A 25,549-nucleotide genomic window follows, 5' to 3' on the forward strand; every position below is an offset into this window, starting at 1 on the left:
AGGGGCCGTGATCCGACCGCCGACCGCCGTGCAGCAGCGCCTGATCGAGGCCGCCGACCCCCTCACCGGGCGGCTGAAGGGGACGGACGCCCAGCTCGCCGCCCTGGTGAGGCGGGGGCTGGCCTTCCGGCACCCGCGTCCGCCGCACGACCACTTCCTGACCCCGGCAGGTCATCGCATACGGGAGACACCTGCCGGGCAGCCACCGGCGGTCGCGCCGGCGTCCGCGGACTCCGGCGTCTTCGCCGCACGCGTCGGCGGCGAGGTGTCCGCGGACAGCGGACCGGCCCGGCTGCGGGAGGTGCGCGGCGCCTGGCAGGGGCTGCTGGAACTGCGCCGGATGACCAATCCGGACGGCGCCACGGACCGCCCCTGCGGCTGGGAGCGGACCCGTCTGGTGCAGGCCGCCGCACTCGCCCTGGAGGCGGCCGGGCACCGGCCCGCGACCGGCGACCAGGACACCGGCTACCGGGTGCGCGCGACGCCGCAGCCCGAGGCCATCGCCGTGCACGAGCCGGACCTCATGGCACTGCGCGCCTGCGCGAACACGCTGGAGCAGGCGGGCTGGCAGACGAGCGAGCACACGCAGCCACGGACGCGGGCCCGTTATCTGCTGGCGTCCCCGCGACGGGCGTGAGGGACGACATGCCAGGATCGGTCGGCCGGAGCGTCCGGTTCAAGCTGGGAGAAGGGAAAGCCGTGAGCGAGCCGTTTGCCGTCCGCGTCACCGTCCGGGGGTACGAGACCGACGCCCTGGGCCACCTCAACCAGAGCGTCTACCTGCAGTACGCGGAACACGCCCGCTGGTGCGTGCTCCAAGCGGCCGGGGTGGGCCAGTCCGAGTTGCTGTCCAAGGGTGTCGGTCCCGTCGCCCTGGAGACGACCATCCGCTATCTGCGGGAGCTGCGCGCGGGCGACGAGGTGGACGTGACGTGCGCCTTCGAGTGGGGCGAGGGCAAGACGTACCGGGTCGTGCAGACGATACGGAAGACGGACGGCACGGTCGCCGCCGAGGTGAGCGGGGTCGGCGGCCTGCTGGACCTGGAGAAGCGCAGGCTGGTGGCCGACCCGCGGGGCTGCTTCCGGGCAATGACGGACAGGCCGGAGCTGTTCGGCGTGTGAGCGCCCCGACCGGGAGAGGCTGACGACCGAGAGAGCCGAACCGGCCGTGGCGTTCGGCGAGTTCGGTGACCGGGCGCGCGAAGCGAGTGCGGGCGTCCAGCCGGTGATGTGCGGCTGCCCGGCGTCGTACGAGGAACTCCTCGCCCTTCTCATGGCGTGGCCGGGGCACGCGCCGGCACCCGGCACACCGTTCCGGGGCACGCGCGAGGTGCGCGTGCCCCGGTGACGGCCGCCGTGGGCCCCCGCTCGGGTCCACGGCGTCCGGACGGGAGCCGTCCCTCCCGGCCGGGGTCCTCGCCCGCTCAAGTCCGCGCGGCGATCCGTGCGAGGCGCTGGGCCTCCGCCCGCGTGGAGCGGGCGACGGCGTCCTCGTCGACGTGCAGCAGCCGTCCGTTCTCGACGACCGGTTCGCCGTTCACGAGGGAGAGCGTGACCGGGGCCGCCGCGCCGAAGACCAGCGCGGTCACCGGGTCGGCGATCGAGGCGTGGGCCAAGGTGTCGAGCTTCCACAGCACGAGGTCGGCGAGCTTGCCCGGCTCCAGGGAACCGATCTGTGCCGAACGGCCGAGCACCTGGGCGCCCCCGTAGGTGCCGAGGCGCAGCGCCTGGCGGGCGTTCAGGGCGGCTTCCCTGTGCGCGCCCAGACGGTTGATCAGGAGCGCGTTGCGCAGTTCGGTGTGGAGTTCGCCGGACTCGTTGGACGCGGTGCCGTCGACGCCGAGGCCGACCGGGACGCCCGCCGCGAGCATGTCGGGGACCCGGGCGATGCCCGCGGCCAGGCGGGCGTTGGAGGACGGGCAGTGGGCGACTCCCGTCCGGGTACGGGCGAAGGCGGCGATGTCGGAGTCGTTCATATGGACGCAGTGCGCCATCCACACGTCCTCGCCGAGCCAGCCCGTCGACTCGAAGTAGTCGGTGGGGCCCATGCCGAACAGCTCGTGACAGAACTTCTCCTCCTCGACCGTCTCCGAGCCGTGGGTGTGCAGCCGCACGCCCCTGCGACGGGCCAACTCCGCTCCCTGTCTCAGGAGTTCGGTGGAGACGGAGAACGGCGAACAGGGCGCCACCGCCACCTGGGTCATGGCGTCGAAGGAGGGGTCGTGATGCTCGTCGATGGTCGCCTCGGTGGCGGCCAGCGCGCCTTCGAGGGTCTCGACGGCGAAGTCCGGCGGCAGTCCGCCGTCCTTCTCGCTGCGGTCCATGGAGCCACGGGCGAGAGTGAAGCGGAGCCCCGTCTCACGGGCGGCCCGGATGATGACACCGGACAGGTCGCCGCAGCCCTCCGGATAGACGTAGTGATGGTCCATGGCGGTGGTCACCCCACCGCGGGCCATCACGGCGAGCGAGCCCTGTGCCGCCGCGCGGACCATCGACTCGTCGATGCGGGCCCAGATCGGGTAGAGCGCGACGAGCCAGTCGAAGAGGTTGTGGTCCGTGGCCAGGCCCCGGGTGATCCACTGGTAGAAGTGGTGGTGGGTGTTGACCAGGCCGGGGGTCGCGAGGTGGCCGGACGCGTCGATGCGGCGTACGACACCCTCCAGGCCCTCGGGGGCCGCGCCCGCCCCGACCGCCTCGATACGGTTGCCGGCGACGACGACATGTCCCGAGGCGTACTCGGTGTCGTGGGCGTCCACGGTCGCGATCGAACAGTTCTCGATGACGATGCGCCGGGCTGTCATGGTTCGTGGTTCTCGCTTCCGTCACAGGTTGGTGAGGTCCACCGGGATCCGCGCCTCGCAGCCCTCCCGCAGGAGGGTCGCCTCGATCAGGCCGTACGGCCGGTCGGCGGCGTAGTACACGGCTCCCTCGGCGTCGTCGTTCTTCATCCCGAACGGCTCCAGATCCACCAGGAAGTGGTGCTTGTTCGGGAGCGAGAGGCGGACCTCGTCGATCTCGCCGCGGTGCTCGATGACGCGCGCGCCCATCTGGTAGAGGGTCTGCTGCAGCGACAGGGAGTAGGTCTCGGCGAAGGCCTGGAGCAGGTGCTTCTTCGTCTCCTCGTAGGACGTGTCCCAGTCCGGCGTCTGCTCGGCGTCGTCGCTCCAGCCGAAGCGCCAGCGGGCGGTGACGGACGTGGCCAGGATGCGGTCGTGCGTCTCGGGCAGCGTCGTGTACTTGTCCTTCGCGAAGCCCCAGAACTCGGAGTCGGTCGAGTTCAGCACGGTCAGGTCCGTCAGGCCCGCCACCACCTCCCATGCCGAGCCGTCGTAGGTGATCTGCGTCAGCCGGGTCTCCCGGCCGCTTCGGACGAAGGAGTGCGCGCCCCGCCCCCCGTGTTCGATCCGGTCCCAGGAGTACTCCTCGATCCGGATCCGGGCCCGCTGGATGGGCTCCTGGGACGTCACGAAGTGGCGGGCGAGATGGATGCCGAACTGCTCGGCGGACTCGATACCGTGCTCCTTGGCGAACGCGTACACCGTGTTCTTGGTGCTGTCGGTCGGCAGGACATGGGCGTTGGAGCCGGAGTAGTGGACCTCGTCCATGTCGCCGGAGAGCGAGACGGACACATTGAGGTCCTTGACGTGGTGGGTGGCGCCGTCCCGCGTGATCCTGACGACTCGGTTCTCGGCCTTGCCGTACTGGTTCTGTCCGAGGACCACAGGGCGGGTGGGGCGGGAGTTGACGGCCATACAGTTAGCTCCCTCGGTAGACGGAGTACCCGAACGGGCTGAGCAGCAGCGGCACGTGATGGTGCTCCCCCGGCATGACGGCGAACGTGACCGTCACCTCCGGGAAGAACGCTCGCGGGGCACCGCTGCCCCGATCCGCAGGGGCTTCCTGCTGCCCCTCGGCCGGCTTCTTCACAAACCTTGCGAGATACGCCTCGACGGCGAAGTCGAGCCGTACGTGGGTGGTCCCTTCCGGCGGGTCCGGGAGGTCCTTGCACCGGCCGTCCGTGTCGGTCGCGGAGCTGCCGAGCGGCTGCCAGTCCGCGTCCCGGCCGGAGCGGGCGAGCAGACGGACGGCGACGCCCGGGGCGGGGCGGCCGACGCTGGTGTCCAGGATGTGCGTGGAGACGGAGGCAGTGGTGTCGGTGCTCATGCGCTGTCCTCTTCAGGCGGTGTCGAGGAGTCCGACGAGCTTGCGTCAGACGGTGTCGAGGAGTCCGACGGTCCTACGTCAGACGGTGTCGAGGAGCCCGACAGGCTTGCGTCAGGCGGTGTCGAGCAGCCGGGCGAGCCGGATGCGGTTGATCTTCCCCAGCTCGGTGCGGACGATCTCCCACTCCTGTTCCGGCGCGTTGCCGATCCGCTCCCTGACCGCGTCACGCATCTGCTCCCCCGTCTTCCCGGTCGCGCAGATCAGGAAGACGTGGCCGAACTTCTCCTGGTACGCGATGTTGAGTTCGAGCATCTCCGCCCTCAGTTCCTCCGAGGCGCCCGCCATGCCGCGCTGCTCCCGGGCGGAGGTGGGGTCGCCCGGTCCGGGCCGGCCGATCGGCGGGTGCCCGGCCATCGCCTCCTGAAGGTCCGCCGTGGTCAGCTCCGCCGTGGCCGCGTCCCCGGCGGCGTACAGGTCGTCGGCGGTGCGGTAGGGGCGGTACGCGAGCAACCGGGCGGCCCATGCCGTGGCGGCGCACACCTCGTGGAGGGCGGCCGAGGCCGCGTGCTCCTCAAGGGTGTTGAACCGGACGAGGCCCGGCGGCATGGAAGTCGACGTCACGGGTGCCTCCGTGGCCTGGTGGCTGAACGGACTGCGAACAGCTAACGCCCTCCACCGGACAACGTCAACACTTTGTTGAAAAATCGGAGGGCGCCGAGCGTCGCCCGACGGCCGGGCGGCGCTCCGCCGAAGAGGCCCGCACGGAGTCCATCGGGCCTGGTCAGGACCCCTTCTCGCGGTTGAGGTAGTTGTACACGGTGAAGCGGCTCACGCCGAGGGCGCTCGCGACCGTCTCCACGCCATGGCGCACGGAGAAGGCGCCGCGCGCCTCCAGGGCTCGTACGATCTCCTGCTTGGCCTTGCGGTCCAGTTCGGCCAGCGACTTGCCGTGCCTGCGCTCCATGGCGGCGAGGATGTGATCGAGCGAGTCGGCGAGCTGCGGCAGTCGTACGGCGACGACACCGGCCCCCTCCCAGACGAGCACGACATCATCCGGCCCGGCCTGGTCGGGGGGCAGCAGCTCGCCGCCCATGGCGTCGACCAGCGGCTTCACGGCCATGATGAAGAGCTCGTCCCCGGACCCGCTCATCTGCCGGCCTCCGTGACCACGTTGACCTGCAACGAGATCCGGGTGGCACCGGCCTCCAGGGACTTGCGCAGCAGCCCGTCCACGGCGGTGAGCACCGCGTCGGCGCGGCCTTCGACGGTGTTGCCGAACGGGCCGACGTCCACGGCGTCCAGGTCGGCCGCCTCGACGACCTCTCGGGCGACCAGCGCATGCCCTGGCACCTCGTCGAGGTCGAAGGGCTCGGTCGTGAACTCCACTCTCAGTCGCACGGTGCCCCCAAAGCACGGTCGTGACCTGTACTGCCATCCGGATCGCCCGGGACGAGGGCACGTCGGGGGCCTCCACCGGGACGGAGCCGCCCCCGTCCGGCACGAGGCGACCCTAACCGACGCCAGGTTGCGGCCGCTTCCCCTTCCAGCCCCTTGACAAGCGGCACCGGGCCCGACAGCCTTCCATTGAGCAGAAATTCAATTCCGCAATACGGAAGTCAGTCGGAGGGGGCGTCGCGATGGGATTCGCCGACCAGCGCTTCACCGTCAATCTGTCGATCCTCTTCACGGAGCTCCCGCTCCTGGAACGCCCCGCAGCCGCCGCGGCGGCAGGCTTCACCGCGGTCGAACTGTGGTGGCCCTGGACCGACTCACCCACCCCGAAGCGGTCCCGGCTGGACGCCTTGGAGAAGGCGATCGAAGCCGCGGGGGTGCGCCTGACGGGACTGAACTTCTACGCGGGACAGCTGCCGGGACCGGACCGCGGCGCCCTCTCCGTCCCCGGCGAGGAGTCGGCGAGGTTCCGCGCCAACGTCGAGGTGGCCACGGACTTCGCCGGAGCGCTCGGCTGCACGGCCCTCAACGCCCTGTACGGCAACCGCGTCGACGGCGTGGACCCGGCCGAGCAGGACGCGCTGGCCCTGGAGAACCTGGTGCTCGCGGCCCGCGCCGCCGACCGCATCGGCGCGATCGTGCTCGTCGAGGCGCTGAACAGGCCGGAGTCCCCGCGGTATCCGCTGGTGTCGGCCCCGGCCGCCGTGGCGGTCGTCGACCAGGTGAACGAGGCGACCGGCCTCGGCAACGCACGGTTCCTCATGGACCTGTACCACCTGTCGAGGAACGGCGAGGACCTGCCGGAGGTGATCGAGCGGTACACACCGAGGACCGGCCACGTCCAGATCGCCGACAACCCGGGCCGCGGAGCGCCGGGGACGGGGGCACTCCCGCTGGCGGACCTCCTCGACCGGCTCGCGAAGGCGGGGTACGGCGGCTGGATCGGCCTGGAGTACAAGCCGGGGGACGCACCGAGCGCCGGGGCCTTCGACTGGCTGCCCGCTCAGGCACGTACGGCCCGCTGAGCTTCGACCCCAGACGCAGCAGAGAGGCACCCCATGACCACCACGCTTCCCAAGATCGCCTGGATCGGACTCGGCATCATGGGCTCCCCCATGTCCGAGAACCTGATCAAGGCGGGGTACGACGTCAGCGGGTACACCCTGGAGCGGGAGAAACTGGACCGCCTGACCGCCGCCGGAGGCACGGCGGCCGCCTCGGTCGCCGAGGCCGTACGCGACGCCGATGTGATCATCACCATGGTGCCGGCGTCCCCCCAGGTCGAGGCGGTCGCCTACGGTCCCGGCGGCATCCTGGAGAACGCCCGGCCCGGCGCCCTGCTGATCGACATGTCGTCGATCACCCCCGGTACCTCGATCGCCCTGGCCGAGAATGCCGGGAGAAAGGGCATCCGTGTCCTCGACGCACCGGTGTCCGGCGGCGAGGCCGGCGCGGTCGAGGCGGTCCTGTCCATCATGGTCGGCGGCGAGCGGGCCGACTTCGAGGCGGCGCGGCCGCTCTTCGAGGCACTGGGCAGGACCATCGTGCTGTGCGGCCCGCATGGTTCGGGGCAGACCGTGAAGGCCGCGAACCAGCTCGTGGTCGCGGTGAACATCCAGGCGTGCGCCGAGGCCGTGGTCTTCCTGGAGAGGTCCGGAGTGGATCTGGAGGCCGCCCTGGAGGTGCTGGGCGGCGGGCTGGCGGGCTCGGCCGTCCTGGCGCGCAAGAAGGACAACTTCCTGAGCCGCGACTTCTCGCCCGGCTTCCGCATCGATCTGCACCACAAGGACATGGGCATCGTCACGGACGCCGCCCGCGCCGTGGGGGCCGCCCTGCCCGTCGGTGCCGTGGTCGCCCAACTGGTCGCGTCGCTGCGCGCGCAGGGCGACGGCGGCCTGGACCACTCGGCCCTGCTGCGGGGCGTGGAACGCCTCTCGGGCACCCGGACCTGAGCCTTCGAGCCCCAGACTCCGGGTGGTGCCGTCGCCGACACCTGTCCTGTCGCGCCCAGGCGCCGGCACCACCCGGAACCCTCCGCCGGACACGGACCGTTCCGCGTCCGCGCTTCCTTGTGCCCGCGGTGCGGCTCGCATCCGGGCCGCGGCTCGTGTCCGGGGTGCGGATCGGTCCGGGCGGCAGGAGGCTGAAGGCATGGAACAGTCATCGCAGCATCCGCACATCGTGGTGCACGCCCCAGCCCTGGACGGATCCCGGCGGGTCACCGAGGGCGATGTCACCCTCGGACTCGCCAGCCACCTCGACGATGTCGTCGAGATCCTGCGCCTGGCCGACCTGGACCGGATCGAGGTTGAGGAGAGCGACCTCATCGAGTGGCAGGGCGGCGGGCCGGACGACTGGCCCGGGCTGTCGGAGCACTACCTCGAAGAGACCGAAGACATCGCCTACACAGATTGGCGTAGGCCGTCTACGTAACCCTCAAATCATCCTCTGAACACCGGCCGGAAGGCTTCAAATGCCCGGCCACTTGGGCAGATTGTCGGCACACAGGGCCTGTCGGCACGGGGGCGGCAGGCCCTGCCGGAGGGGTCCGTGCCGCCCATCGGCGGCATCCTGGGCGCGACGCGAACTACGGGGGTACCGCGCCGCGCCGGACCTCTCCGGGGGGAGACAGCGCGAGGGGCGACCCGCATCACGCCAGGGCCGCCCCTCGTCGCGGTGTACGTCGGATACGGCGGCGTGCGTCAGATCTTCAGGGTTCTGGTCGAGGTCGGCGCGTGCCCCGGCTCGGTCGCGGTCTCCTCGAACTCGACCACGGCGCTGATGTCGTTGGTGGTCGACATGGAGATGTCGGTGACGCGCTCCAGGATGACCTCGACGACGACCGGCACCCGGTGCTCGGCGGCGAGTTTCCCGGCCTGCTCGAAGGCGGCGCCGAGCTCGGCCGGGTCGGTCACCCGGATCGCCTTGCAGCCGAGTCCCTCGACGACCTTGACATGGTCGACGCCGTAGCCGCCCAGCTCGGGCGAGTTGATGTTCTCAAACTCCAGGTTGACCTGGAAGTCGATGTCGAACGCCCGTTGCGCCTGGCGGATCAGGCCCAGATAGGCGTTGTTCATCAGGACATGGATGTACGGGATCCGGTGCTGGGCGCCGACGGCCAGTTCCTCGATCATGAACTGGAAGTCGTAGTCCCCGGAGAGAGCGACGACGGACGCCTCCGGATCGGCGGTGGCGACGCCCAGCGCGGCCGGGACGGTCCAGCCGAGGGGGCCGGCCTGACCGCAGTTGATCCAGTGGCGGGGCCGGAAGACGTGCAGCAGCTGGGCGCCGGCGATCTGGGAGAGACCGATGGCGGAGACATACCGGGTCCCGGGTCCGAAGGCCCTGTTCATCTCCTCGTAGACCCGCTGCGGCTTGATCGGGACGTCGTCGAAGTGGGTACGGCGCAGCAGGCGCGCTCTCCTCTCCTGGGCGGCGGCGGCCCAGTCGCCCCGGTCGGGGAGCCGGCCGGCCGCCTTCAACTCCCGTGCCACGTCCACGAACAGTTCGAGGGCGGCCTTGGCGTCGGAGGTGATGCCGTAGTCGGGGCCGAAGATCCTGCCGATCTGGGTGGGCTCGATGTCGACGTGGACGAAGGTCCGGCCGGCCGTGTAGACGTCGAGCCTGCCGGTGTGGCGGTTGGCCCAGCGGTTGCCGATGCCGAGGACGAAGTCGGACTCCAGGAAGGTCGCGTTGCCGTAGCGGTGCGAGGTCTGCAGGCCGACCATTCCGGCGTTCAGCTCGTGGTCGTCCGGGATGACACCCCAGCCCATCAGGGTCGGCACGACCGGAGTGCCCGTCAGCTCGGCGAATTCCACGATGAGTTCGGCCGCGTCCGCGGTGATGACACCGCCGCCGGCGACGATCAGCGGGCGTTGCGCGGCGTTGAGGAGCGCCGTCGCCTTCTCGATCTGGGCGCGGGTGGCGGCGGGCCGGTGGACGGGGAGCGGCGCGTAGGTCTCCGGGTCGAACTCGATCTCGGTGAGCTGGACGTCGACGGGCAGATCGATGAGGACCGGTCCGGGGCGGCCCGAGCGCATGAGATGGAAGGCCTGCTGGAAGACGCCCGGCACCTGGGCGGCCTCCAGCACGGTGACCGCCGTTTTCGTGACCGGCCTTGCGATGGAGGCGATGTCGACGGCCTGGAAGTCCTCCTTGTGGATCACCGCGGTCGGGGCCTGCCCGGTGATGCAGAGGATCGGGATCGAGTCACCGGTCGCCGAGTAGAGCCCGGTGATCATGTCGGTACCGGCCGGACCGGAAGTGCCGATGCACACACCGATGGCCCCGGGACGGGTGCGGGTGTAGCCCTCCGCCATATGGGAGGCGCCTTCGACATGGCGGGCGAGGGTGTGCTGAATCCCGCCGGCGGCCTTCAGCGCCGCGTAGAAGGGGTTGATCGCCGCACCCGGGACCCCGAACGCGTGGCTGATGCCCTCACGCTTGAGGATCTCGACTGCCGCGCGGGCAGCGGTCATACGAGCCATGGAGTACTCCTGCCTCGGCTGTCGGACTCGCGCTCCCGTCGCGCCCCGCGGTGAGCACTTCCGCCTGGATTTCCGTATTACGGAAACTCTCTTCTGCTATCTGGAAGCAATGTAGGTGGGGTGGTGACAGCCGTCAAGGGCGGGCGGCGCCGGGGCGCGCGGTGCGCGAAGCCGAGGACAAGCGGGGGCCCTGGGGAGCAGGATGGGACCGGTGTCCGAATGCGAGGGGTGGAGAGGGCCATGTCCGAGAGCGTCCTCGTGCGCTGCCCGATCTGCCGCCGTGAGCATCTCTACGCGGCACCCCGCTATCCCTGTGTGTGCGGCACCCCGGTCGCCCCGCCGCTGGACCGTCTCGGCGAGCCCGCCGTCGTCACCCACCGCACCTGGGCCGACGACTGGGTCACGGTCCGCTGCGGCACGTGCGAGCGCGAGGACGAGTGGCCGCACCCGGAACTGGGCTGTGCGTGCGGGACGGTGCTCCGTGTCCCGGTGGCCGGGCTGCCGGGACAGCGCCGCCCCGCGTCACAGGAGGAGCCGGGCCGCTCCCGGGACGGCACGGGGTCCCGACAGGAGACAGCGGGCACGGAACCGCGGGACCCGGCGGGCCACGGCGGCCCCGGATCCGGCCCGGCCGGCGGACGGAAGCGGTCCCGTACGGCCTTCCAGCCCGTCGCCATCCGCTCCGCGCGCGACGCCGTCACCGTGGCCGCGCTCTATCTGCGCTGGCTCGGCTACCGCGACATACGGCGCGCCGACCAGCGGCAGCCGAACGGGATCGGGCTCGCCGCGCGCGGGATCCTGGCGCAGGTGGATCCGACGGTGCAGCCGGCCTCGCTGCGGGACGTGGAGTGCCTGTGGCTCACCGCGCTGTCCGAGTCGGCCCGCTGTGTCTATTTCTCCCTCGCGGGCTACGCCGCCGACGCCCGGGCCGTCGCCGACCGCCTCGGCGTCCCGCTGTTCGTCCTCGACCTCACCGGCGCGCCCCAGCCGGTCAACAGCCTCGCCGACGAACTGGCCGCCGGCCCCTCCTGACCCTCGCCCCGCCTCCTACGGCCGTTCCGCGCAGGTCTCCCGCAGCTCCACCTTGCGCACCTTCCCCGACACCGTCATCGGGAAGGATTCGAGGATCCGCAGGCTGCTCGGGATCTTGTAGTGCGCGAGTTGCTCCTCGCAGAAGGCCCGGAGCTCCTCCAGAGTCGGCGGATCGGCCGGATCCCGCGCGATCACACAGGCGAGGACCTCCTCGCCGTAGCGCTCGTGGGGGATCCCGACCACCTGGACGTCGGCGATCTTCGGGTGGGCGTAGAGGAACTCCTCGACCTCACGCGGGTAGACGTTCTCGCCGCCGCGGATGATCACGTCCTTGATGCGGCCGACGACCTCGACATAGCCGTCCTCGCGCATCACCGCCAGGTCGCCGGTGTGCATCCAGCGGCCCGGGTCGACGGCCTCGGCGGTCTTCTCGGGCTCGTTCCAGTAGCCGAGCATCACGCTGTAGCCGCGGGTGCACAGCTCACCGGCCGAACCCCGCGGCAGGATCACGCCGGTCGCCGGGTCGACGACCTTCACCTCGATGTGCGGCAGCACCCGGCCGACCGTCGCGGTGCGGTGCTCCAGGTCGTCGTCCCTGCGGGTCTGCAACGACACGGGGGAGGTCTCGGTCATGCCGTAGCAGATCGACACCTCCTCCATGTGCATCTCGGCGACCACCCGCTTCATCACCTCGACGGGGCACGGGGAGCCGGCCATGATGCCGGTCCGCAGGGAGGAGAGGTCGAACTCGGCGAAATCGGGGAGGTTCAGCTCGGCGATGAACATCGTCGGGACGCCGTACAGGGAGGTGCAGCGCTCCCGCTGCACCGCCTCCAGGGTCGCCCGGGGGTCGAAGGAGGGCGCCGGGATCACGATGCAGGCGCCGTGCGCGGTGGCTCCCAGGTTCCCCATGACCATGCCGAAACAGTGGTAGAACGGCACGGGCAGACACACCCGGTCCTGCTCGGTGTAGCCGACCGTACGACCCACCCAGTAGCCGTTGTTGAGGATGTTGTGGTGGGAGAGCGTGGCCCCCTTGGGAAAGCCGGTGGTGCCCGACGTGTACTGGATGTTGACCGCGTCGTCGCAGCTCAACTCGGCCGCCACGGCGGCCAGTCGTGCGTACGGCACCCCGGTCCCGCCCGCGATGAGTTCCTCCCAGCCGGGGTCGCCGATGTAGACGGTCTCGCGCAGTTCGGGGCAGTTGTCGCTGACCTGGTCGACGAGGGCGCGGTAGTCGCTCGTCCGGTGGGAGAGGGAGGCGACCAGGAGCGAGACCCCGGACTGTCCGAGCACGTACTCCAGCTCATGGGCGCGGTAGGCCGGGTTGATGTTCACCATGATCGCGCCGATGCGGGCGGTGGCGTACTGGATCAGCACCCACTCCGGGCAGTTGACCGCCCAGATACCGACCCGGTCGCCCTTGCGCACGCCCTTGGCGAGCAGCCCGAGCGCCACCTCGTCGACAGCGGCGCCGAACTGCGCGTAGGTCCAGCGGCGTCCGGAGGCCACGTCGACCAGCGCGTCGCGTCCGGGGTGGGCGGCGACCGCCCGGCCGAGGTCAGCGCCGATGGTGTCGCCGAGCAGCGGGGTGGTGCTGGTCCCGTGGGCGTACGACAGTGCGGTCACCGGAAGTCCTCCTCGCGGTACTCGTTCCCGGACCCGGCCGCCGTGGCCGCGCGCAGCTCGATACGGCGGATCTTGCCGGAGACGGTCTTGGGCAGATCGGCGAACTCCAGGCGGCGGATGCGCTTGTAGGGGGCGAGGACGTCCCGGGAGTGCTCGAAGAGGACCTTGGCGGTGTCCGGACCGGGCTCCCAGCCCTCAGTGAGCACGATGTACGCCTTGGGGACGGCCAGGCGCAGTTCGTCCGGCGCGGGCACCACGGCCGCCTCGGCCACCGCCTCGTGTTCGAGGAGTGCGCTCTCCAGCTCGAAGGGGGAGATCTTGTAGTCGGAGGCCTTGAAGACGTCGTCGGACCGCCCGACGTAGGTGATGTAACCGTCCCCGTCCCGTGCGCCGATGTCCCCCGTGCGGTAGTAGCCGCCCGCCATGGCCTGCGCCGTACGGTCGGCGTCACCGTGGTAGCCGGTCATCAGGCCGACGGGCCGCTCCGACAGGTCCAGCGCGATCTCGCCCTCGGTCATCCCCGGCGCCCCGCTCACCGGGTCGAGCAGTTCGATGCGGAAGCCCGGGCTCGGACGGCCCATCGAGCCCGTCTTCAGGGGCTGGCCGGGGCTGTTGGAGACCTGCACGGCCGTCTCGGTCTGTCCGAAGCCATCCCGGACGGTGACGCCCCAGGCCCGCCGCACCTGCTCGATGACCTCGGGGTTGAGCGGCTCACCGGCGGCGACCGCCTCGCGCGGCGGGGTGCGCAGCTGGGTGAGGTCGGCCTGGATGAGCATGCGCCACACGGTCGGCGGGGCGCAGAAGGTGGTCACGCCGGCCCGGTCCATCTCGGCCATCAGCCGGGCCGCGTCGAAGCGCGTGTAGTTGTGGAGGAACACGGTCGCCTCCGCGTTCCACGGCGCGAACAGGTTCGACCAGGCGTGCTTGGCCCAGCCCGGCGAGGAGATGTTGAGGTGGACGTCCCCGGGCCGGAGCCCGATCCAGTACATGGTCGCCAGATGGCCGATCGGGTACGAGACATGGGTGTGCTCCACCAGCTTGGGGTGCGCCGTGGTGCCCGAGGTGAAGTACAGCATCAGCGGGTCCTCCGCCCGCGTGGGCCCGTCGGGCGCGAAGAGCGTGGAGGCGGCGTACAGGTCCTCGAACGGCTGCCAGCGCGCGCCCGCGCCGCCGACCGCGATACGGCTGTAGTCGCCGGGCACCTCGTCGAACTTGCCGGTGTCCTCGGCACGCGCGACCACATGCCGCACCCGGCCGCGGTCGACCCGGTCGCGCAGGTCGGCGGGGCCGAGCAGCGGGGTGGCCGGGATGACCACGGCCCGCAGCTTCATCGCGGCCAGCGCCGTGATCCACAGCTCGGCCTGGTTGCCGAGCATGACGAGGATGCGGTCCTCGGCGCGGACGCCGCGCCCGCGCAGCCAGTTCGCGGCCTGGTCGGAGCGTTCGGACAGCTCGCGGAAGGACAGCCGGGTCTCGCGGCCGTCCTCCTCGACGATGTGCAGCGCGGTGCGGCCGTTGCCGTCCGCGATGACGTCGAACCAGTCGAGCGCCCAGTTGAAGTGCGTCGGACGCGGCCAGCGGAAGCCCGCGTAGGCCGTGGAATAGTCCTCCCGATGCGCGAGCAGGAAGTCCCGCGCGGTCCGGAACGCATCCGCCGGATCGGTGTTCACCGTCACGTGTCCTCCTCATTGCCGGACAGCCGGATCACATCGTGTAATCCGTGATACAGGTCTCACCACCCCCGAACGGGGGTGCGCCGCGCGACGAGGGGGGCGGACAGGTGGCAGCTGACACGGCCGAGGCGGTGGAGGTGCGCGGCGCGCTGGTGCGGCTGCGGCGTGCGACAGGGCTCCCGGTCGCCTTCGGCGGCCTGGTGGAGCCCGGGCGGCCCCAGATCCGCATCAGCGAACTCAGCGGGACCGCAACGACGGCGCTCCGCTCGCTCGCCGTGGTCTCCGGCAACGGCCTGGGCGGCAAGGTGGCGGCGCTGGCCCGGCCTTGCGCGGTGACCGACTACTCGGCCTCACGGCAGATCAGCCACGAGTACGACGGGGCGGTGGCGACGGAGGGCCTCAGATCCGTGCTCGCGGTGCCGCTCGTCGTACGGCGCAAGGTGCGCGGTGTCCTCTACGGCGCCCTGCGCACCGCCCAGCCGCTGGGCGACCGCACGCTGAGCGCGGCCGTGGCCGCGGCGCGGGACGTGGAGCAGGCACTGGTCGCGCGGGACGAGGCGCGGGCGGTGCTGACAGCCGTGCGGGAACCCGCGGGGCCGCCGTCCGGGGCGGCCTGGGAGCGGGTCCGCGAGGCGCACGGCACGCTGCGGTCGCTGGCGCAGCGGGTGGAGGACCCAGCGCTGCGCGCGGAGTTGCTGGCCGTGTGCGGGCGACTGGCGGGCGCGGCGTCCGCCGCTCCCCCGGAGCCCCAGGGGCGGGCCGCGGAGCTGTCGCCGCGGGAGGTGGACGTACTGTCGTGCGTGGCTGTCGGCTCCACCAACGCGGCTGCCGCGGAGCGACTGGGGCTGCGCCCGGAGACCGTGAAGGGCTATCTGCGGTCGGCCATGCGGAAGCTGGGCGCGCGCACGCGCTGGGAGGCGGTCGTCGCCGCCCGGTGTGCCGGGGTGCTGCCGTAGACGCCATGACGGCCATCTGTCAGCCTCTGCGCGGGTTCCCGGTGAATTGCCACGGACCCGCACGTTTTGCACGCTCTCGGATTGTTGGTTCTCATTCATTCGGCACTCCAGAGAATTCCGCTGTGCCGACGTCTTGTTATTTGCCTCACCTCACCGGCTGTCCGAAATTCAAAGCCTCGTTGCCTAATATTGGCCAGGACACGACACACGGAGGGGAGCGGTGACCGTGCGACGGGACTTCAAGGAGCCTGCCAGACCCCGCCCCGACCTGGTCATCGGCCGGGACGAGCTGTGCGCGGGAGCGCGCGAGCAACTCGCCGGCGGGGGAAGTGTGCTGGTGCACGGCCCGGCCGGAATAGGAAAGTCGACCGTCCTGCGCTCGCTGGCCGCCGATTACGGCGAACAGGTGCGCACCGTGTTGCGCTGCTCGGCGACCGAGTCCGAATCCCATCTTCCCTTCCTGGCCCTCGCCGACCTGCTCGGCCTCGTCGTGGACGAGGTCGCCGACCAGCTGCCCGCCCCGCAGCGCACCGCACTGGAGTCCGCGCTCACCGGCCGCGGTGAGTCCACACTGCAACGGGACGGTCTCGCGCTGCGGCTCGCGGTGCTGTCCACCCTGCGGGCCCTCGCCGCCCGCGGGCCGGTACTGATCGTCGCCGACGATCTGCAGTGGCTGGATCCGGCCAGCACCGAACTCCTTGGCTTCGCCGCGCGCCGCCTCGGCGGCACACCCGTGCAGATGCTGTGCGCGGTGCGCACGCACACCGAACCGCAGGGCCAGGAGCACGACCGCTATCTGAGCGCGGCCCCGCCGGACACCCTCGCGATCCGGGTCGGCCCGCTCCCCCGCACCCAGATCGCCGCCCTGCTCGACCACCGCGGCTACACCGGCCTGCCCCGCTCCACCGTCCGGGACATCCACCGCACCAGCGGCGGCAACCCGCTGTTCGCGCTGGAGCTCGGCCGCGCCCTGTTCGAGAGCACGACACCGCCGAGCCCGGGGGAACCCCTGCCGGTGCCGACCTCGCTGCGCGCGCTGGTGCTCAACCGGCTGGAGGCGCTGCCCGCGGAGGCCCGCCGCACGCTGCTCGTGGCGAGCGCCGGGGCCCGGCCCACACTGGCCCTGCTGCGCGCCGCGGGACGGCCGAACGCGGAGGCGGAGACCGCGCAGGCCGCCACGCTCGGGCTGCTGCTGACGGAGCGGGACGCGCCGTACGTACGCTTCGCGCATCCGCTGATATCGGCCGCGCTGTACGCGCAGGCCGGCGCACAGGAGCGGCGGGCCGTGCACGCGGCCCTGTCGACGGCGGCCGGCGACCCGATCGAGCGGGCCCGGCACCTCGCACTCGCGAGCACCGGCGCCGACCCGGGGGTGGCCGGGCGTCTCGGCGAGGCCGCGGCCACCGCCCGGGACCGGGGCGCGCCGTCGGTGGCGGCGGAACTCGGGCTGCTCGCGGCCCGGCACACCCCGGCGGACGCGACACCGGCCGCGGACGAACGGCGGCTGCAGGCGGCCGAGGACGCGTTGACAGCGGGTGAGACGGACTTCGCGCGGGACATCGCCCATGAGGTGCTGGCGCGGGCGGCCGAACCGGCGGACCGGGTGCGGGCGTGGATGGTCGTGATCGACGCCGCCGGGCATGCGATGGCCGAGGTCGACGCGGTCTTCCCGCAGGCACTCACGGACGCGGGCGACGATCCACGGCTGCTCGCCCTCGTGCACTACCAGCTCGCCTGGCGGGCGCTGCTCGTGGAGGGCGACTTCGACCGGGCCCGTGAGGAGGGCGCTCTCGCCGCGGACCTGGCGGCGCGCGCCGGGGACCGTCGCAACGAACTGCTGGCACTGGCCTTCCAGGCGCAGTCCGAGACCCTGATGGGGCATCCGGACGCGCCCATGACCATCAAACGGGCGCTGAGGGAGCCCCAGGACCCGCGGGTGGCGTGTGACCACAACGGCGCGGGCTACGCCCGGTTCCGCTGGCTGATCATGAGCGACCAACTGGCCGAGGCGCGCAAGACGATCAGCGGTCTGCTGCGCGAGGTACGGCGGCGCGGGATGGTCGAGGCCGAGGTGCACTTCCTGCGCGGGCTCGCCGAGACCGAACTGCGGGCCGGACACTGCGGACGCGCCCTCGACCTGGCGCGCGAGGGCCTGCGGCTCGCCCGTGACACCGGTATCGGGGAAGCGGCGAGCGCCATGCTCACCTCGCTCGCGGAGGCCGCGGGCGGAGAGGTGGAGCGGGCGCTGACGCTGGCCCGGGAGGCCGTCGGGCGCGCCGAGGAGGACGGCGACGTGCTGTATCTGTCGCGGGCCCTGGCCGCCCTCGGGCACGCCCAGCTGGTGGCCGGGGACGCGGCGGGGACGGTGGGATCGCTGCGCCGCGTCCGGGAGTTGGAGGAGGGCCTCGGGGTCACCGACCCGGCCAGGGGGCGCTGGCAGGGCGACCTCGCCGAAGCACTCGTGCGCACCGGGGAACTCGCCGAGGCCCAGGACGTCATCGACGCCACGCGTACCCGTGCGCTGCGGCTCGGGCGGGAGAGCGTACTGGCGGCGCTGGACCGGGCGGAGGCGCTGGCGCGCGCCGCACGAGGGGAAATGGTCGCCGCGGAAAGACAGTTGACGTCGGCTCAGGACCGCCTGGCGAAACTGGGGTACGGGCTGGAGGAGGCCCGGGCCGCGTACACGCTGGCAGGTCTGCGCACCCACAAGCCCGGGCCCACCTCGTACGACGAGGCGGCCCGGCTCTTCCGCCGCTGCCGCGCGATGCCGTGGCTGCGCCAGGTGGAGACGGCCACGGTCACGGGAGCCGCCGCCCAGCCGCCCCTGGCCGCGGCGGCCCTGGACACCCTGGCCGCGACGGAACGGCAGGTGGCCGCGTTGGTCATGGAGGGCGCGACCAACCGCGAGATCGCGGCCCGGCTGTTCATCAGCGTGAAGACCGTGGAGGCCACGCTCACCCGGGTGTACCGCAAGCTGGGCATCCGGTCACGGGTGGACATCGTGCGCCTGGCAGCGGGACACCGCTCGGCCTGACCGGCCCGCGCACCGGCCCGCCCCGCGCCGCGACACGGCCCGATCGGGATCCGGCCGACGTACCGGCCCATCACTCGCCCCGACCGGATTCGGTCGACATACCGGCCCGCCCCGTGCGCTGACGGGATCCGGCCACGCACGGGGCCGGCACCCGGCCCGACCGGTTCCAGCCACGCACAAGGCCGGCACCCGACACGACCGATTCCAGCCACGCACAAGGCCGACACCGGACACGACCGGATCGCCCCCATGTCCCGGGCCGCCCCTCGACCGGATTCAGCCGACGTGACAGGCCATCGGTTTACGCGCGCAGACCGAGGGTTATCCCTGCCCAACTCCCCTAGGGGGTTCCCTCATTGGGGAGGGACCGGCCCTGCTTCTAGCGTAAGGGCGTGCCGCTCGCCGGGCGCACCGGGGCCGGCCCTCACTCCTCTCGAAGTCCACTCGAGCGGGACGGGCCGACGCCGTCGTGCAGCACCCCCCACCCGTGCGACCCCCCACCGGCAACCCCCTGAGGAGACTCATGTCCGGGCTCAACCGCGCGAGACAGACCGTCGCCGCCGCCCTCGCGACCGCCGCCACCACGACCGCGCTCCTCGGCGCCACCACCACCGCCGTCGCCGCGCCCCAGCCGATCGTCGGCGGCACGACGACCACGACGACCGCGTACCCGTTCATGATGCAGATCACGGACGCGTCCGGTGACCAGTTCTGCGGCGGCACGCTGGTCGCGGCGAAGAAGGTCGTCACCGCCGCGCACTGCATGGCCGGCGAGACCACCGGCAGCGTCCGCGTGGTCGGTGGCCGCACCTACCTCAACGGTACGAACGGCACGGTCAGCAAGGTCAGCAAGATCTGGGTCGACCCGGACTACACAGACGCCGACAACGGCGACGACGTCGCGGTGCTGACGCTGTCCAGCTCGATGCCGTACACGACGGCGTCGTATGTCTCGTCCTCCCAGACGGGCGTGTACGCGGCCGGCGCCACCGCGCGGATCGTCGGCTGGGGCACCACCTCGGAGAACGGCAGCTCCTCCAACCAGCTGCGCACCGCCACGGTTCCGATCGTGGCGGACTCCAGCTGCAAGAGCTCCTACGGTTCGGACTTCGTCCAGTCCGACATGGTTTGCGCCGGATACGCGTCCGGCGGCGTAGACACCTGCCAGGGCGACAGCGGCGGTCCCCTGCTCATCGGGGGCGTCCTGGCAGGGATCACTTCCTGGGGCAACGGCTGTGCCGAGGCGGGGTACCCGGGTGTCTACACCCGGCTCACCACCTTCTCCTCGCTGGTGACCGCGCAGGTCAACTCCTAGCCCCAGAAGACTCCTGAGTACCCCTCAGGTAGTGACCGGGGGGCGTTGCGGGCCTCCACGAGCGGTTCGCAACGCCCCCTTTCCAACCCTCCGGCCGTGGGCCGGGCCTCCGGGCCCGACCCACGGTCTCTTTCCTACTTGTCGGCGGTCAGCTTCCCCGCGGCACCCCAACTGTCCGCCGGCACCTCGTGGATCCACACCTGCACGGTCTCGGCCGGGACCCCGTACGCCTCGACGAAGGCGTCGGTGACCCGCCGGACGAGGTCCCGCTTGAGCGTGACGTCGCGGGGACCCTGCTGGACGGTGACGATGGGCATGACCGAACTCCTCGGTGTGCGAAGGCCGCCAGTTGATCAACAAGGTGCTGCCGCACCAGTGGATGCGCATGCAGACCGGACACGAACGAAGGGCACCCGCGAGTATGACTGGGCCTGGCTCGATGTCCGTGCGGACGACACCCCTAACGGACACGGAGACGACGGCACCAGCGTCCTGGTCGCTCGCCGGCACCGGCACACCGGCGAGCTCTCCTTCTTCCGCTGTTGGTCGACCGAAGATGTCACCCTCGCCCAGCTGGTCAACGTGATCTGCCGACGATGGCGGATCGAGGAGACTTTCCCACTCGGCAAGACCTTCACCGGCCTGGACGAAGGACAGGTGACCTGCTGGAACTCCTGGATGCGCTGGTCACTGTTCTCCCTTGCCGCATCCGCCGTCCGCGCCCTGACCGCTACTGCCGCGACCACGGCGGGCCCTGCCCGACCGGCCCGTCTCGTCCCGTTGACCTGCCCCGCGCTCGTCCGACTCCTCCGGGCGTTCGTCCTCACACCACCCGGGACGCGGACCACATCCAGACCGGCCGGGGGCTGTGCTCTCCACGGAGGCGGTCGACCTGAAGACGGATGACGGTGCCTGCAAATGACCGGCAGCTCACCTTCGGGGTAGTCGGCCCGGCCGAGCGCCGAACCAGCAGCGGGTGCAGGCGGTCCCAGGAAGTGGCGCCGGCCCTCCCGTAGTGAGTGGTGTCGCTCAGCGTGGTGACGGACGGGACTGGCTGGGTGGCCGGATCCTCGAACTTGAACTCCGCCCCGCGCTTGGGCTTGCGCCCGCGTTTGCCCGCCGGTTGCGGTGGGGGCGGGAAGTACAGGACGCGTCCGAACGCATGCGGCCCAGCAGCTCAACAGGCGGGTCCGCGAGCAGGAAAGCCAGGCGGGTCACGTCATAGCCGGCATCGACGACGACCAGGACGGGCGGGTCGCCGATCTGCCACTGGCCCGCCGCATACAGCCGCTGGAACACTTCCCGGACCTGGGCGGCGGTGACCGTGATGATGTCGTCCCACGGACACAGCCGGACCACGTCCAGCATGGCAGTTCACGATGTCCGACCCTGCTCCAGGGCGGCGGCGAAGGAGTAGGGCCGCCCGGGGATCACCTGGGCCGAGCCCCTGCCCCGGCCGTATGTGTGGCAGAACAGCCGGTCCGGGCTGGTATTTGCCTCCGGACGCAGCCAGTTGCTCACATCCACTGCCAGGACCAGCCGCCCATCCGCCGTCCGGGGAAGCGGTAATCCTGCCAGTGCCCTGCGCAACCGGGACACATCCAGACGCCCGTGGTTCAGTCCGCCGTACAACGCGCCATGTCCGCGACGGTGCTCAGGCGCCAGGGACAGCTCGACCAACGTCCTCACCGGGCCGTCCGCACACAGCAAGGCGTCACTCAGCTCGAACAAGGCGTCGGGCCGCCGGGTCAGGCAGGCGTAGAACTCGGTCCGAAAGCATGACAGTTCGGCAAACGCATCCCACGGGACATCCCGCTGCAACAGACTCATTGCTACGGCCTTCGTACTGGTCAAGTGCCTCTGTGACGGAGCACAGGATCAGATGAAGGCCGCTCTCACGTCAGGCACTCAGACGAAAACGTCAGCAAGTTCGAGGCCATGTTCGACCACGGACGATAAACGCGAAGCTTAGGCCCCCCACCTGTGCGAGGTCACGCTCAAGGTTTCCTGCGCAGCGACGAGATCTTACGGTGGACCAAATGCCAGTCAACGACATGGTAAGGGAACGTCGACAGGCGCATCGTGGCGATAGGCGATTCGCAGTTTCCGACTCGCCGTGACACTCATGCTCCGCGAGCCCCCACGGTCGCCGCCCGATTCATCAAGCGCATCCCTGCCTCCTGGAGCGCGGCCCTGGATGGTGAGAGCGCGAGTGAGCACTCCCGGCCTATTGACAAGAAGAAATTTAAGGATAGGACTCGGCGACATCAACGCCTATCAGCTACAAACCAGCCCTAAACCCCCACTCATATCCCAGCCACGTCCCTATAAAGGGAGGGTAGACGGCCAATATTGGGCACATGGCCGCCACTACACACATCAATACGGGCGGCATAAGCTGCCCAGCAATGCAATATTCCACTGCGATGCGGACGCACCTAACTACCGTGCGCGCGAGCTGGACTGGAAAAAGAACCCTGCGGCATACACGAAGAACGAATTCACGACCGTCCTCGTCGCCACCCTGGCGACCATCGGACTGACAATACTCATCCCCACCGAAAATGCGTCAGCAGCAACCGCCATAACGAACATCAGCCGCGTTCCCTGCACCAATAGTGATTATCTGCCGATCTGGTGGCACATTGCAGGCTTCCCTCCAAAGACTCAGGAGACCCGCTACGCCACTGCCGGAACGTTCGAATGGGATAGTGACGATTGGCTTGATGCATTTTCGACGGGGAACAACCGCATACAGTTCAAGTCGGACGGCACTTGGCAACCCGCCACCCCCGTCGCAAAGTACACTTACTTCCAATTTCCCAACCATCCCGGCGGGGTGAAGTGGGAAGGCATCTGCATCCAGTAGGTGATCAGGAGTACGGCTAGGAGCCGCACCACGCGAGATGACCATTCCACCCTACAACAAGTTGCCGCCGCGATTGGGCCCTTTAGCGGGCAGTCGGCCCGGGATAACTTGTCACCGCAGTCCGGGGAATGTGCTTTCTTCATCATACGCACGACGCGATCGTGCCGTTCGAAAAGGCGACACATTGCACACAATGGACAGGCCCCCAGTAGGCGAAGCGGCTGTAAGGGCACTCTGGAACAGCCTGCTTGAAGCAGACCGGATCTTGAAGGTCGACCACTCAATCCACCACGGCGACATCGGTGGCCACCGCCCGCGCGACGTCGTGGCCACCGTAACCGTCAACTCCGTCGAACAGGTCCAGGACGTCGTACGTGCCGCGGCGCAGACGGGCGCCCCACTGTATCCGCTGAGCACCGGCGCCAACTGGGGCATGGGCTCACGGTTCCCGGCCATCGACGGATGCACGGTACTCGATCTGAGCGCGATGACACGTATCCGCGTGCTGGACCTGGAACACGGGTACGCCGTCGTCGAACCGGGCGTCACCCAGGCCCAGTTGGCCTCGGCGCTGGAGGGTTCCGCCTGGATGCTCAACGTCACGTCCTCTTGCGCGGACACCAGCATCGTGGGCAACGCGCTTGAGCGCGGTGACGGCACCATCCGTTCCCGGGTCCGGGAGACCCTCGCCTTCGAAGTGGTGCTGGGCACCGGCGAACTGCTCACCACCGGTGGGCTGGACGGTCGCGGCCGCTACCACGGTACGGTCGCGGGCCCCGACCTCACCACCGCCTTCGTCGAGTCCAACCTGGGCGTCGTCACCGCCATGGTGGTCTCCCTCGTGCCCCGCCCGGAGGCCATCGAGCTGGCACACGCATGCTTCAAGCCGGATGCCTTTCCCGAACTCGCCGACGCGGTCGTGCGGTTGGGGCGCGCCGGGCTTCCGACCGTTGGGCTGCCGCGGCTGCGGGACTTCTTCCTGGTTCCCTCGGACGCCCCGGCGGACTCCTACGCCCTGCCGAAGACCGCCAATCCGCAGCAGTTGTCGCTGCTGATACCGCTGATGGGGCGGCGGGAGGAGATCAGGCTCAGCGAACGCCTGATGCGGAAGGCGCTGGAGTCCGTACCTGACACCGTGTCCTTCCAGACGATGGACGCCGAGACCGTGCCGGCCGACCATCCCATGTACTACCGCGCCCTGATGGCTCGCGGCATACCGACCTGCGCCTCGCTCCGACGGGGACTGGGTGTGACCGACTGCCAGGTGGAGGACACCGCCCTGGCATGGCTCATGTTCATGCCGCTGATCCCCCTGGACCGCGAAAGCATGGTCCGCGCCGTGGACATCCTGCAACAGGCGGTCGACAGGCACACCACGGCCCTGACGGCGGAGCTCAACATCGTCAGCCCGCACGTGGCCAACATGGTCGTCCAGATCGCCTTCGACAGGACCCCGGAGTCGACCGCGCGGGCCCACGCACTGCGGGACGAGGTGCGGACGCTCTTCGCCGAGGCGGGCTTCCTCGCCTACCGCTCCAACATCGACCACGCGAGCAGCGAACTGGCCATCAGACCGGACGCCCTGATCGCCCCGCTGGGCGACCTCAAGGCGCTCTTCGACCCGCACGGCGTGATCGCCCCCGGTCGCTACCTGACCACGGCCGCCCGGTGACCGCGGTGCACACCTCCGCGGAGCAGCCGCTCTCCCCCCGCACCCAGCGGTCGCACAACGGCGTCGTCATCGCCGGAGCCGGAGTCGGCGGCTCCTTCCTCGCCCTCCTCCTGGGCCGCAGCGGGCTCCGCGTGACGGTCGTGGAACCGGCCGCGCACATCGCGGCTCACGGCGCGGACTTCCTCAAACCCCGAGGCATCCGGTTGCTGTCCGACCAGGGCCTGCTGCCGGAGCTGATGAGTCGCGGCGCGCTGCGGCGGGACACCATCAGCTACTACCACGACGGCGAAGTGCTGCGCGACTTCAGCTACCAGGAGCACACCGACCTCGGGTACTTCCTGATCCTGCCCTACCGGGAGCTCGTCACCGCCATCGTGGAGAGCGCCCGCCGGCTGCCGAACGTCGAATTCGCCTTCGGCACGTCCATCGACGGCGCGGAAAGCCACCCGGCCGACAAGACCGGGACCGCCGACGAGGAGCACACCGGAATCTCGGCCGTGCTGCTCAGCGACGGCCGGAGGCTCACGGCCGACGCGGTCGTGGACGCCGGCGGTCCGCCCTCACCGGTGCGGTCGTTCGTCGATCCCCGCCAGCAGATCCACGAGTACGACCACGACGTGCGGATGGCCACCCTCGCAGTCACGCCGAGCATCGCCGAACGAAACCGGTTGTACTTCGAATCAGACGGCTGGTTCGCCTACTTCTACCCGGTCAGCACCGAACAGGCACGGCTCTTCGTCGGGGTGCCACGGCACGAGGCCGCCGCCGTCTTCGGCGAGCACAGGGGGAAGCTGGTCGAGCGGCTGCGCGGCTTCGCCACCGGCAGTGCCGACGCACTGGGGCAGGTGGAAACCGCCCGTTTCGTGCCGGCTCCGGTCATGGCCCTGCGCAGCACGCCCTATCACCGGGGCAACGTGGCCCGCCTGGGCAGCACGCTGTTCAGTTGCCATCCCATGACCGGACAGGGCATGAGCTACACCATGGAGGACGCCTCCCTGCTCGCCGACCTCATCATTCGGTCGGCCGAGGGCGGCCCACCTCTGGCGAAGCTGCTGAGTCACGACTACGAGCTCCGTCGCACGGTGCACGACCGGCTCGTCGACTACGGGGACGACCTGGCCGTCTCCTATCCCGACCCGGCGCGCTACCAGCAGGTCTTCCAGCCCGTGCTGCACGGCGGTGACCGGTAGCCCCACAGCGGTTCGCACCGTGATGACCGGCGGTGGAACGGGGGGGGGTGTTAGGGGCCCCCCCGGTGTTCCCCGT

Annotated in this window: 22 protein-coding genes and 2 pseudogenes; 13 read left to right on the forward strand and 11 right to left on the reverse strand. The window is 70.5% G+C overall.

Annotation, left to right across the window (positions count from 1 at the left end; translation table 11 throughout):
• The first annotated feature begins 7 nt into the window (after window positions 1-7).
• From AB0L95_RS01625 to AB0L95_RS01635, 3 genes are all read left to right on the forward strand, one after another.
• On the forward strand, window positions 8-637 hold the full coding sequence (locus tag AB0L95_RS01625) for a hypothetical protein (RefSeq protein ID WP_365155196.1): 630 nt from the start codon (window positions 8-10) through the stop codon (window positions 635-637).
• A gap of 62 nt (window positions 638-699) precedes the next feature.
• Window positions 700-1,122 carry an acyl-CoA thioesterase gene (locus AB0L95_RS01630; protein WP_365155199.1) on the forward strand — a complete coding sequence of 141 codons (423 nt, stop codon included), beginning with the start codon at window positions 700-702 and terminating at the stop codon, window positions 1,120-1,122.
• Between the two features lie 46 nt (window positions 1,123-1,168).
• Window positions 1,169-1,348, forward strand: a complete 180-nt coding sequence (locus tag AB0L95_RS01635) for a hypothetical protein (RefSeq protein WP_365155202.1) — start codon at window positions 1,169-1,171, stop codon at window positions 1,346-1,348.
• Between the two features lie 76 nt (window positions 1,349-1,424).
• Here the strand turns inward: AB0L95_RS01635 and AB0L95_RS01640 are convergent, their stop codons facing one another.
• The 6 genes from AB0L95_RS01640 to AB0L95_RS01665 form a co-directional block, all read right to left on the reverse strand.
• A complete protein-coding gene (locus AB0L95_RS01640) occupies window positions 1,425-2,801 on the reverse strand; it encodes an 8-oxoguanine deaminase (protein ID WP_365155205.1) in 1,377 nt (458 codons plus the stop codon).
• Between the two features lie 21 nt (window positions 2,802-2,822).
• Window positions 2,823-3,752 (reverse strand): factor-independent urate hydroxylase, encoded by a 930-nt coding sequence (gene pucL, locus AB0L95_RS01645; protein WP_365155208.1) that lies wholly within the window; start codon window positions 3,750-3,752, stop codon window positions 2,823-2,825.
• Between the two features lie 4 nt (window positions 3,753-3,756).
• Window positions 3,757-4,164, reverse strand: coding sequence for a hydroxyisourate hydrolase (gene uraH / locus AB0L95_RS01650; RefSeq protein ID WP_365155211.1), 408 nt, complete (start codon window positions 4,162-4,164; stop codon window positions 3,757-3,759).
• Between the two features lie 111 nt (window positions 4,165-4,275).
• Entirely contained in the window at window positions 4,276-4,785 is a 510-nt protein-coding gene (gene uraD / locus AB0L95_RS01655; protein ID WP_365155214.1) for a 2-oxo-4-hydroxy-4-carboxy-5-ureidoimidazoline decarboxylase, read from the reverse strand.
• Window positions 4,786-4,945: 160 nt separating this feature from the next.
• Window positions 4,946-5,314, reverse strand: coding sequence for a helix-turn-helix domain-containing protein (locus AB0L95_RS01660; RefSeq protein ID WP_365155217.1), 369 nt, complete (start codon window positions 5,312-5,314; stop codon window positions 4,946-4,948).
• The gene (locus tag AB0L95_RS01665) at window positions 5,311-5,562 is read right to left on the reverse strand and encodes a hypothetical protein (RefSeq protein WP_365155220.1); all 252 of its coding nucleotides are present in this window, start codon (window positions 5,560-5,562) and stop codon (window positions 5,311-5,313) included. Before AB0L95_RS01665 ends, AB0L95_RS01660 begins: the two co-directional genes overlap by 4 nt.
• A 239-nt stretch (window positions 5,563-5,801) precedes the next feature.
• Between AB0L95_RS01665 and AB0L95_RS01670 the strand changes: the two genes are divergently transcribed.
• From AB0L95_RS01670 to AB0L95_RS01680, 3 genes are all read left to right on the forward strand, one after another.
• The gene (locus AB0L95_RS01670) at window positions 5,802-6,641 is read left to right on the forward strand and encodes a TIM barrel protein (RefSeq protein ID WP_365155223.1); all 840 of its coding nucleotides are present in this window, start codon (window positions 5,802-5,804) and stop codon (window positions 6,639-6,641) included.
• A gap of 33 nt (window positions 6,642-6,674) precedes the next feature.
• Window positions 6,675-7,568, forward strand: coding sequence for a 2-hydroxy-3-oxopropionate reductase (locus AB0L95_RS01675; protein ID WP_365155225.1), 894 nt, complete (start codon window positions 6,675-6,677; stop codon window positions 7,566-7,568).
• 199 nt (window positions 7,569-7,767) lie between these two features.
• Window positions 7,768-8,049, forward strand: a complete 282-nt coding sequence (locus AB0L95_RS01680; RefSeq protein WP_365155228.1) for a hypothetical protein — start codon at window positions 7,768-7,770, stop codon at window positions 8,047-8,049.
• Between the two features lie 269 nt (window positions 8,050-8,318).
• On the opposite strand, the gene gcl is transcribed toward AB0L95_RS01680, so the two are convergent.
• Window positions 8,319-10,103 (reverse strand): glyoxylate carboligase, encoded by a 1,785-nt coding sequence (gcl, locus tag AB0L95_RS01685; protein WP_365155230.1) that lies wholly within the window; start codon window positions 10,101-10,103, stop codon window positions 8,319-8,321.
• Window positions 10,104-10,343: 240 nt separating this feature from the next.
• On the opposite strand from gcl, the gene AB0L95_RS01690 reads away from it, so the two are divergent.
• On the forward strand, window positions 10,344-11,135 hold the full coding sequence (locus AB0L95_RS01690; protein ID WP_365155233.1) for a hypothetical protein: 792 nt from the start codon (window positions 10,344-10,346) through the stop codon (window positions 11,133-11,135).
• A gap of 15 nt (window positions 11,136-11,150) precedes the next feature.
• Here the strand turns inward: AB0L95_RS01690 and AB0L95_RS01695 are convergent, their stop codons facing one another.
• Together AB0L95_RS01695 and AB0L95_RS01700 are read right to left on the reverse strand one after the other, a co-directional pair.
• Complete coding sequence (locus AB0L95_RS01695; RefSeq protein WP_365155236.1) at window positions 11,151-12,764, reverse strand: AMP-binding protein; 1,614 nt, start codon at window positions 12,762-12,764, stop codon at window positions 11,151-11,153.
• Complete coding sequence (locus tag AB0L95_RS01700) at window positions 12,761-14,440, reverse strand: AMP-binding protein (protein ID WP_365155239.1); 1,680 nt, start codon at window positions 14,438-14,440, stop codon at window positions 12,761-12,763. Before AB0L95_RS01700 ends, AB0L95_RS01695 begins: the two co-directional genes overlap by 4 nt.
• Window positions 14,441-14,544: 104 nt before the next feature.
• On the opposite strand from AB0L95_RS01700, the gene AB0L95_RS01705 reads away from it, so the two are divergent.
• The 3 genes from AB0L95_RS01705 (at window position 14,545) to AB0L95_RS01715 (ending at window position 19,742) form a co-directional block, all read left to right on the forward strand.
• The gene (locus AB0L95_RS01705; protein ID WP_365155242.1) at window positions 14,545-15,393 is read left to right on the forward strand and encodes a LuxR C-terminal-related transcriptional regulator; all 849 of its coding nucleotides are present in this window, start codon (window positions 14,545-14,547) and stop codon (window positions 15,391-15,393) included.
• Window positions 15,394-15,613: 220 nt separating this feature from the next.
• Window positions 15,614-18,427: an AAA family ATPase gene (locus AB0L95_RS01710; RefSeq protein ID WP_365155245.1), complete on the forward strand. Its 2,814-nt coding sequence runs from the start codon at window positions 15,614-15,616 to the stop codon at window positions 18,425-18,427.
• Between the two features lie 523 nt (window positions 18,428-18,950).
• Window positions 18,951-19,742, forward strand: coding sequence for a serine protease (locus AB0L95_RS01715; protein WP_365155247.1), 792 nt, complete (start codon window positions 18,951-18,953; stop codon window positions 19,740-19,742).
• A gap of 134 nt (window positions 19,743-19,876) precedes the next feature.
• Here AB0L95_RS01715 and dmpI read toward each other — a convergent pair.
• Window positions 19,877-20,074: pseudogene (gene dmpI, locus AB0L95_RS01720) on the reverse strand (4-oxalocrotonate tautomerase DmpI); the annotation flags it as partial.
• A 697-nt stretch (window positions 20,075-20,771) separates the two neighbouring features.
• Window positions 20,772-21,572 (reverse strand): annotated as a pseudogene (locus tag AB0L95_RS01725) (transposase).
• Between the two features lie 382 nt (window positions 21,573-21,954).
• On the opposite strand from AB0L95_RS01725, the gene AB0L95_RS01730 reads away from it, so the two are divergent.
• From AB0L95_RS01730 to AB0L95_RS01740, 3 genes are all read left to right on the forward strand, one after another.
• Window positions 21,955-22,611, forward strand: coding sequence for a hypothetical protein (locus tag AB0L95_RS01730; RefSeq protein WP_365155250.1), 657 nt, complete (start codon window positions 21,955-21,957; stop codon window positions 22,609-22,611).
• Window positions 22,612-22,876: 265 nt separating this feature from the next.
• Window positions 22,877-24,283 carry an FAD-binding oxidoreductase gene (locus AB0L95_RS01735; protein ID WP_365155253.1) on the forward strand — a complete coding sequence of 469 codons (1,407 nt, stop codon included), beginning with the start codon at window positions 22,877-22,879 and terminating at the stop codon, window positions 24,281-24,283.
• On the forward strand, window positions 24,280-25,473 hold the full coding sequence (locus AB0L95_RS01740) for an FAD-dependent monooxygenase (protein WP_365155256.1): 1,194 nt from the start codon (window positions 24,280-24,282) through the stop codon (window positions 25,471-25,473). The genes AB0L95_RS01735 and AB0L95_RS01740 overlap by 4 nt, the downstream gene beginning before the upstream one ends.
• The last annotated feature ends 76 nt before the right edge of the window (window positions 25,474-25,549 follow it).

Origin of the sequence: Streptomyces sp. NPDC052036, assembly GCF_040680495.1 — a bacterium.
In the GTDB taxonomy this organism is placed as follows: Bacteria; Actinomycetota; Actinomycetes; order Streptomycetales; family Streptomycetaceae; genus Streptomyces.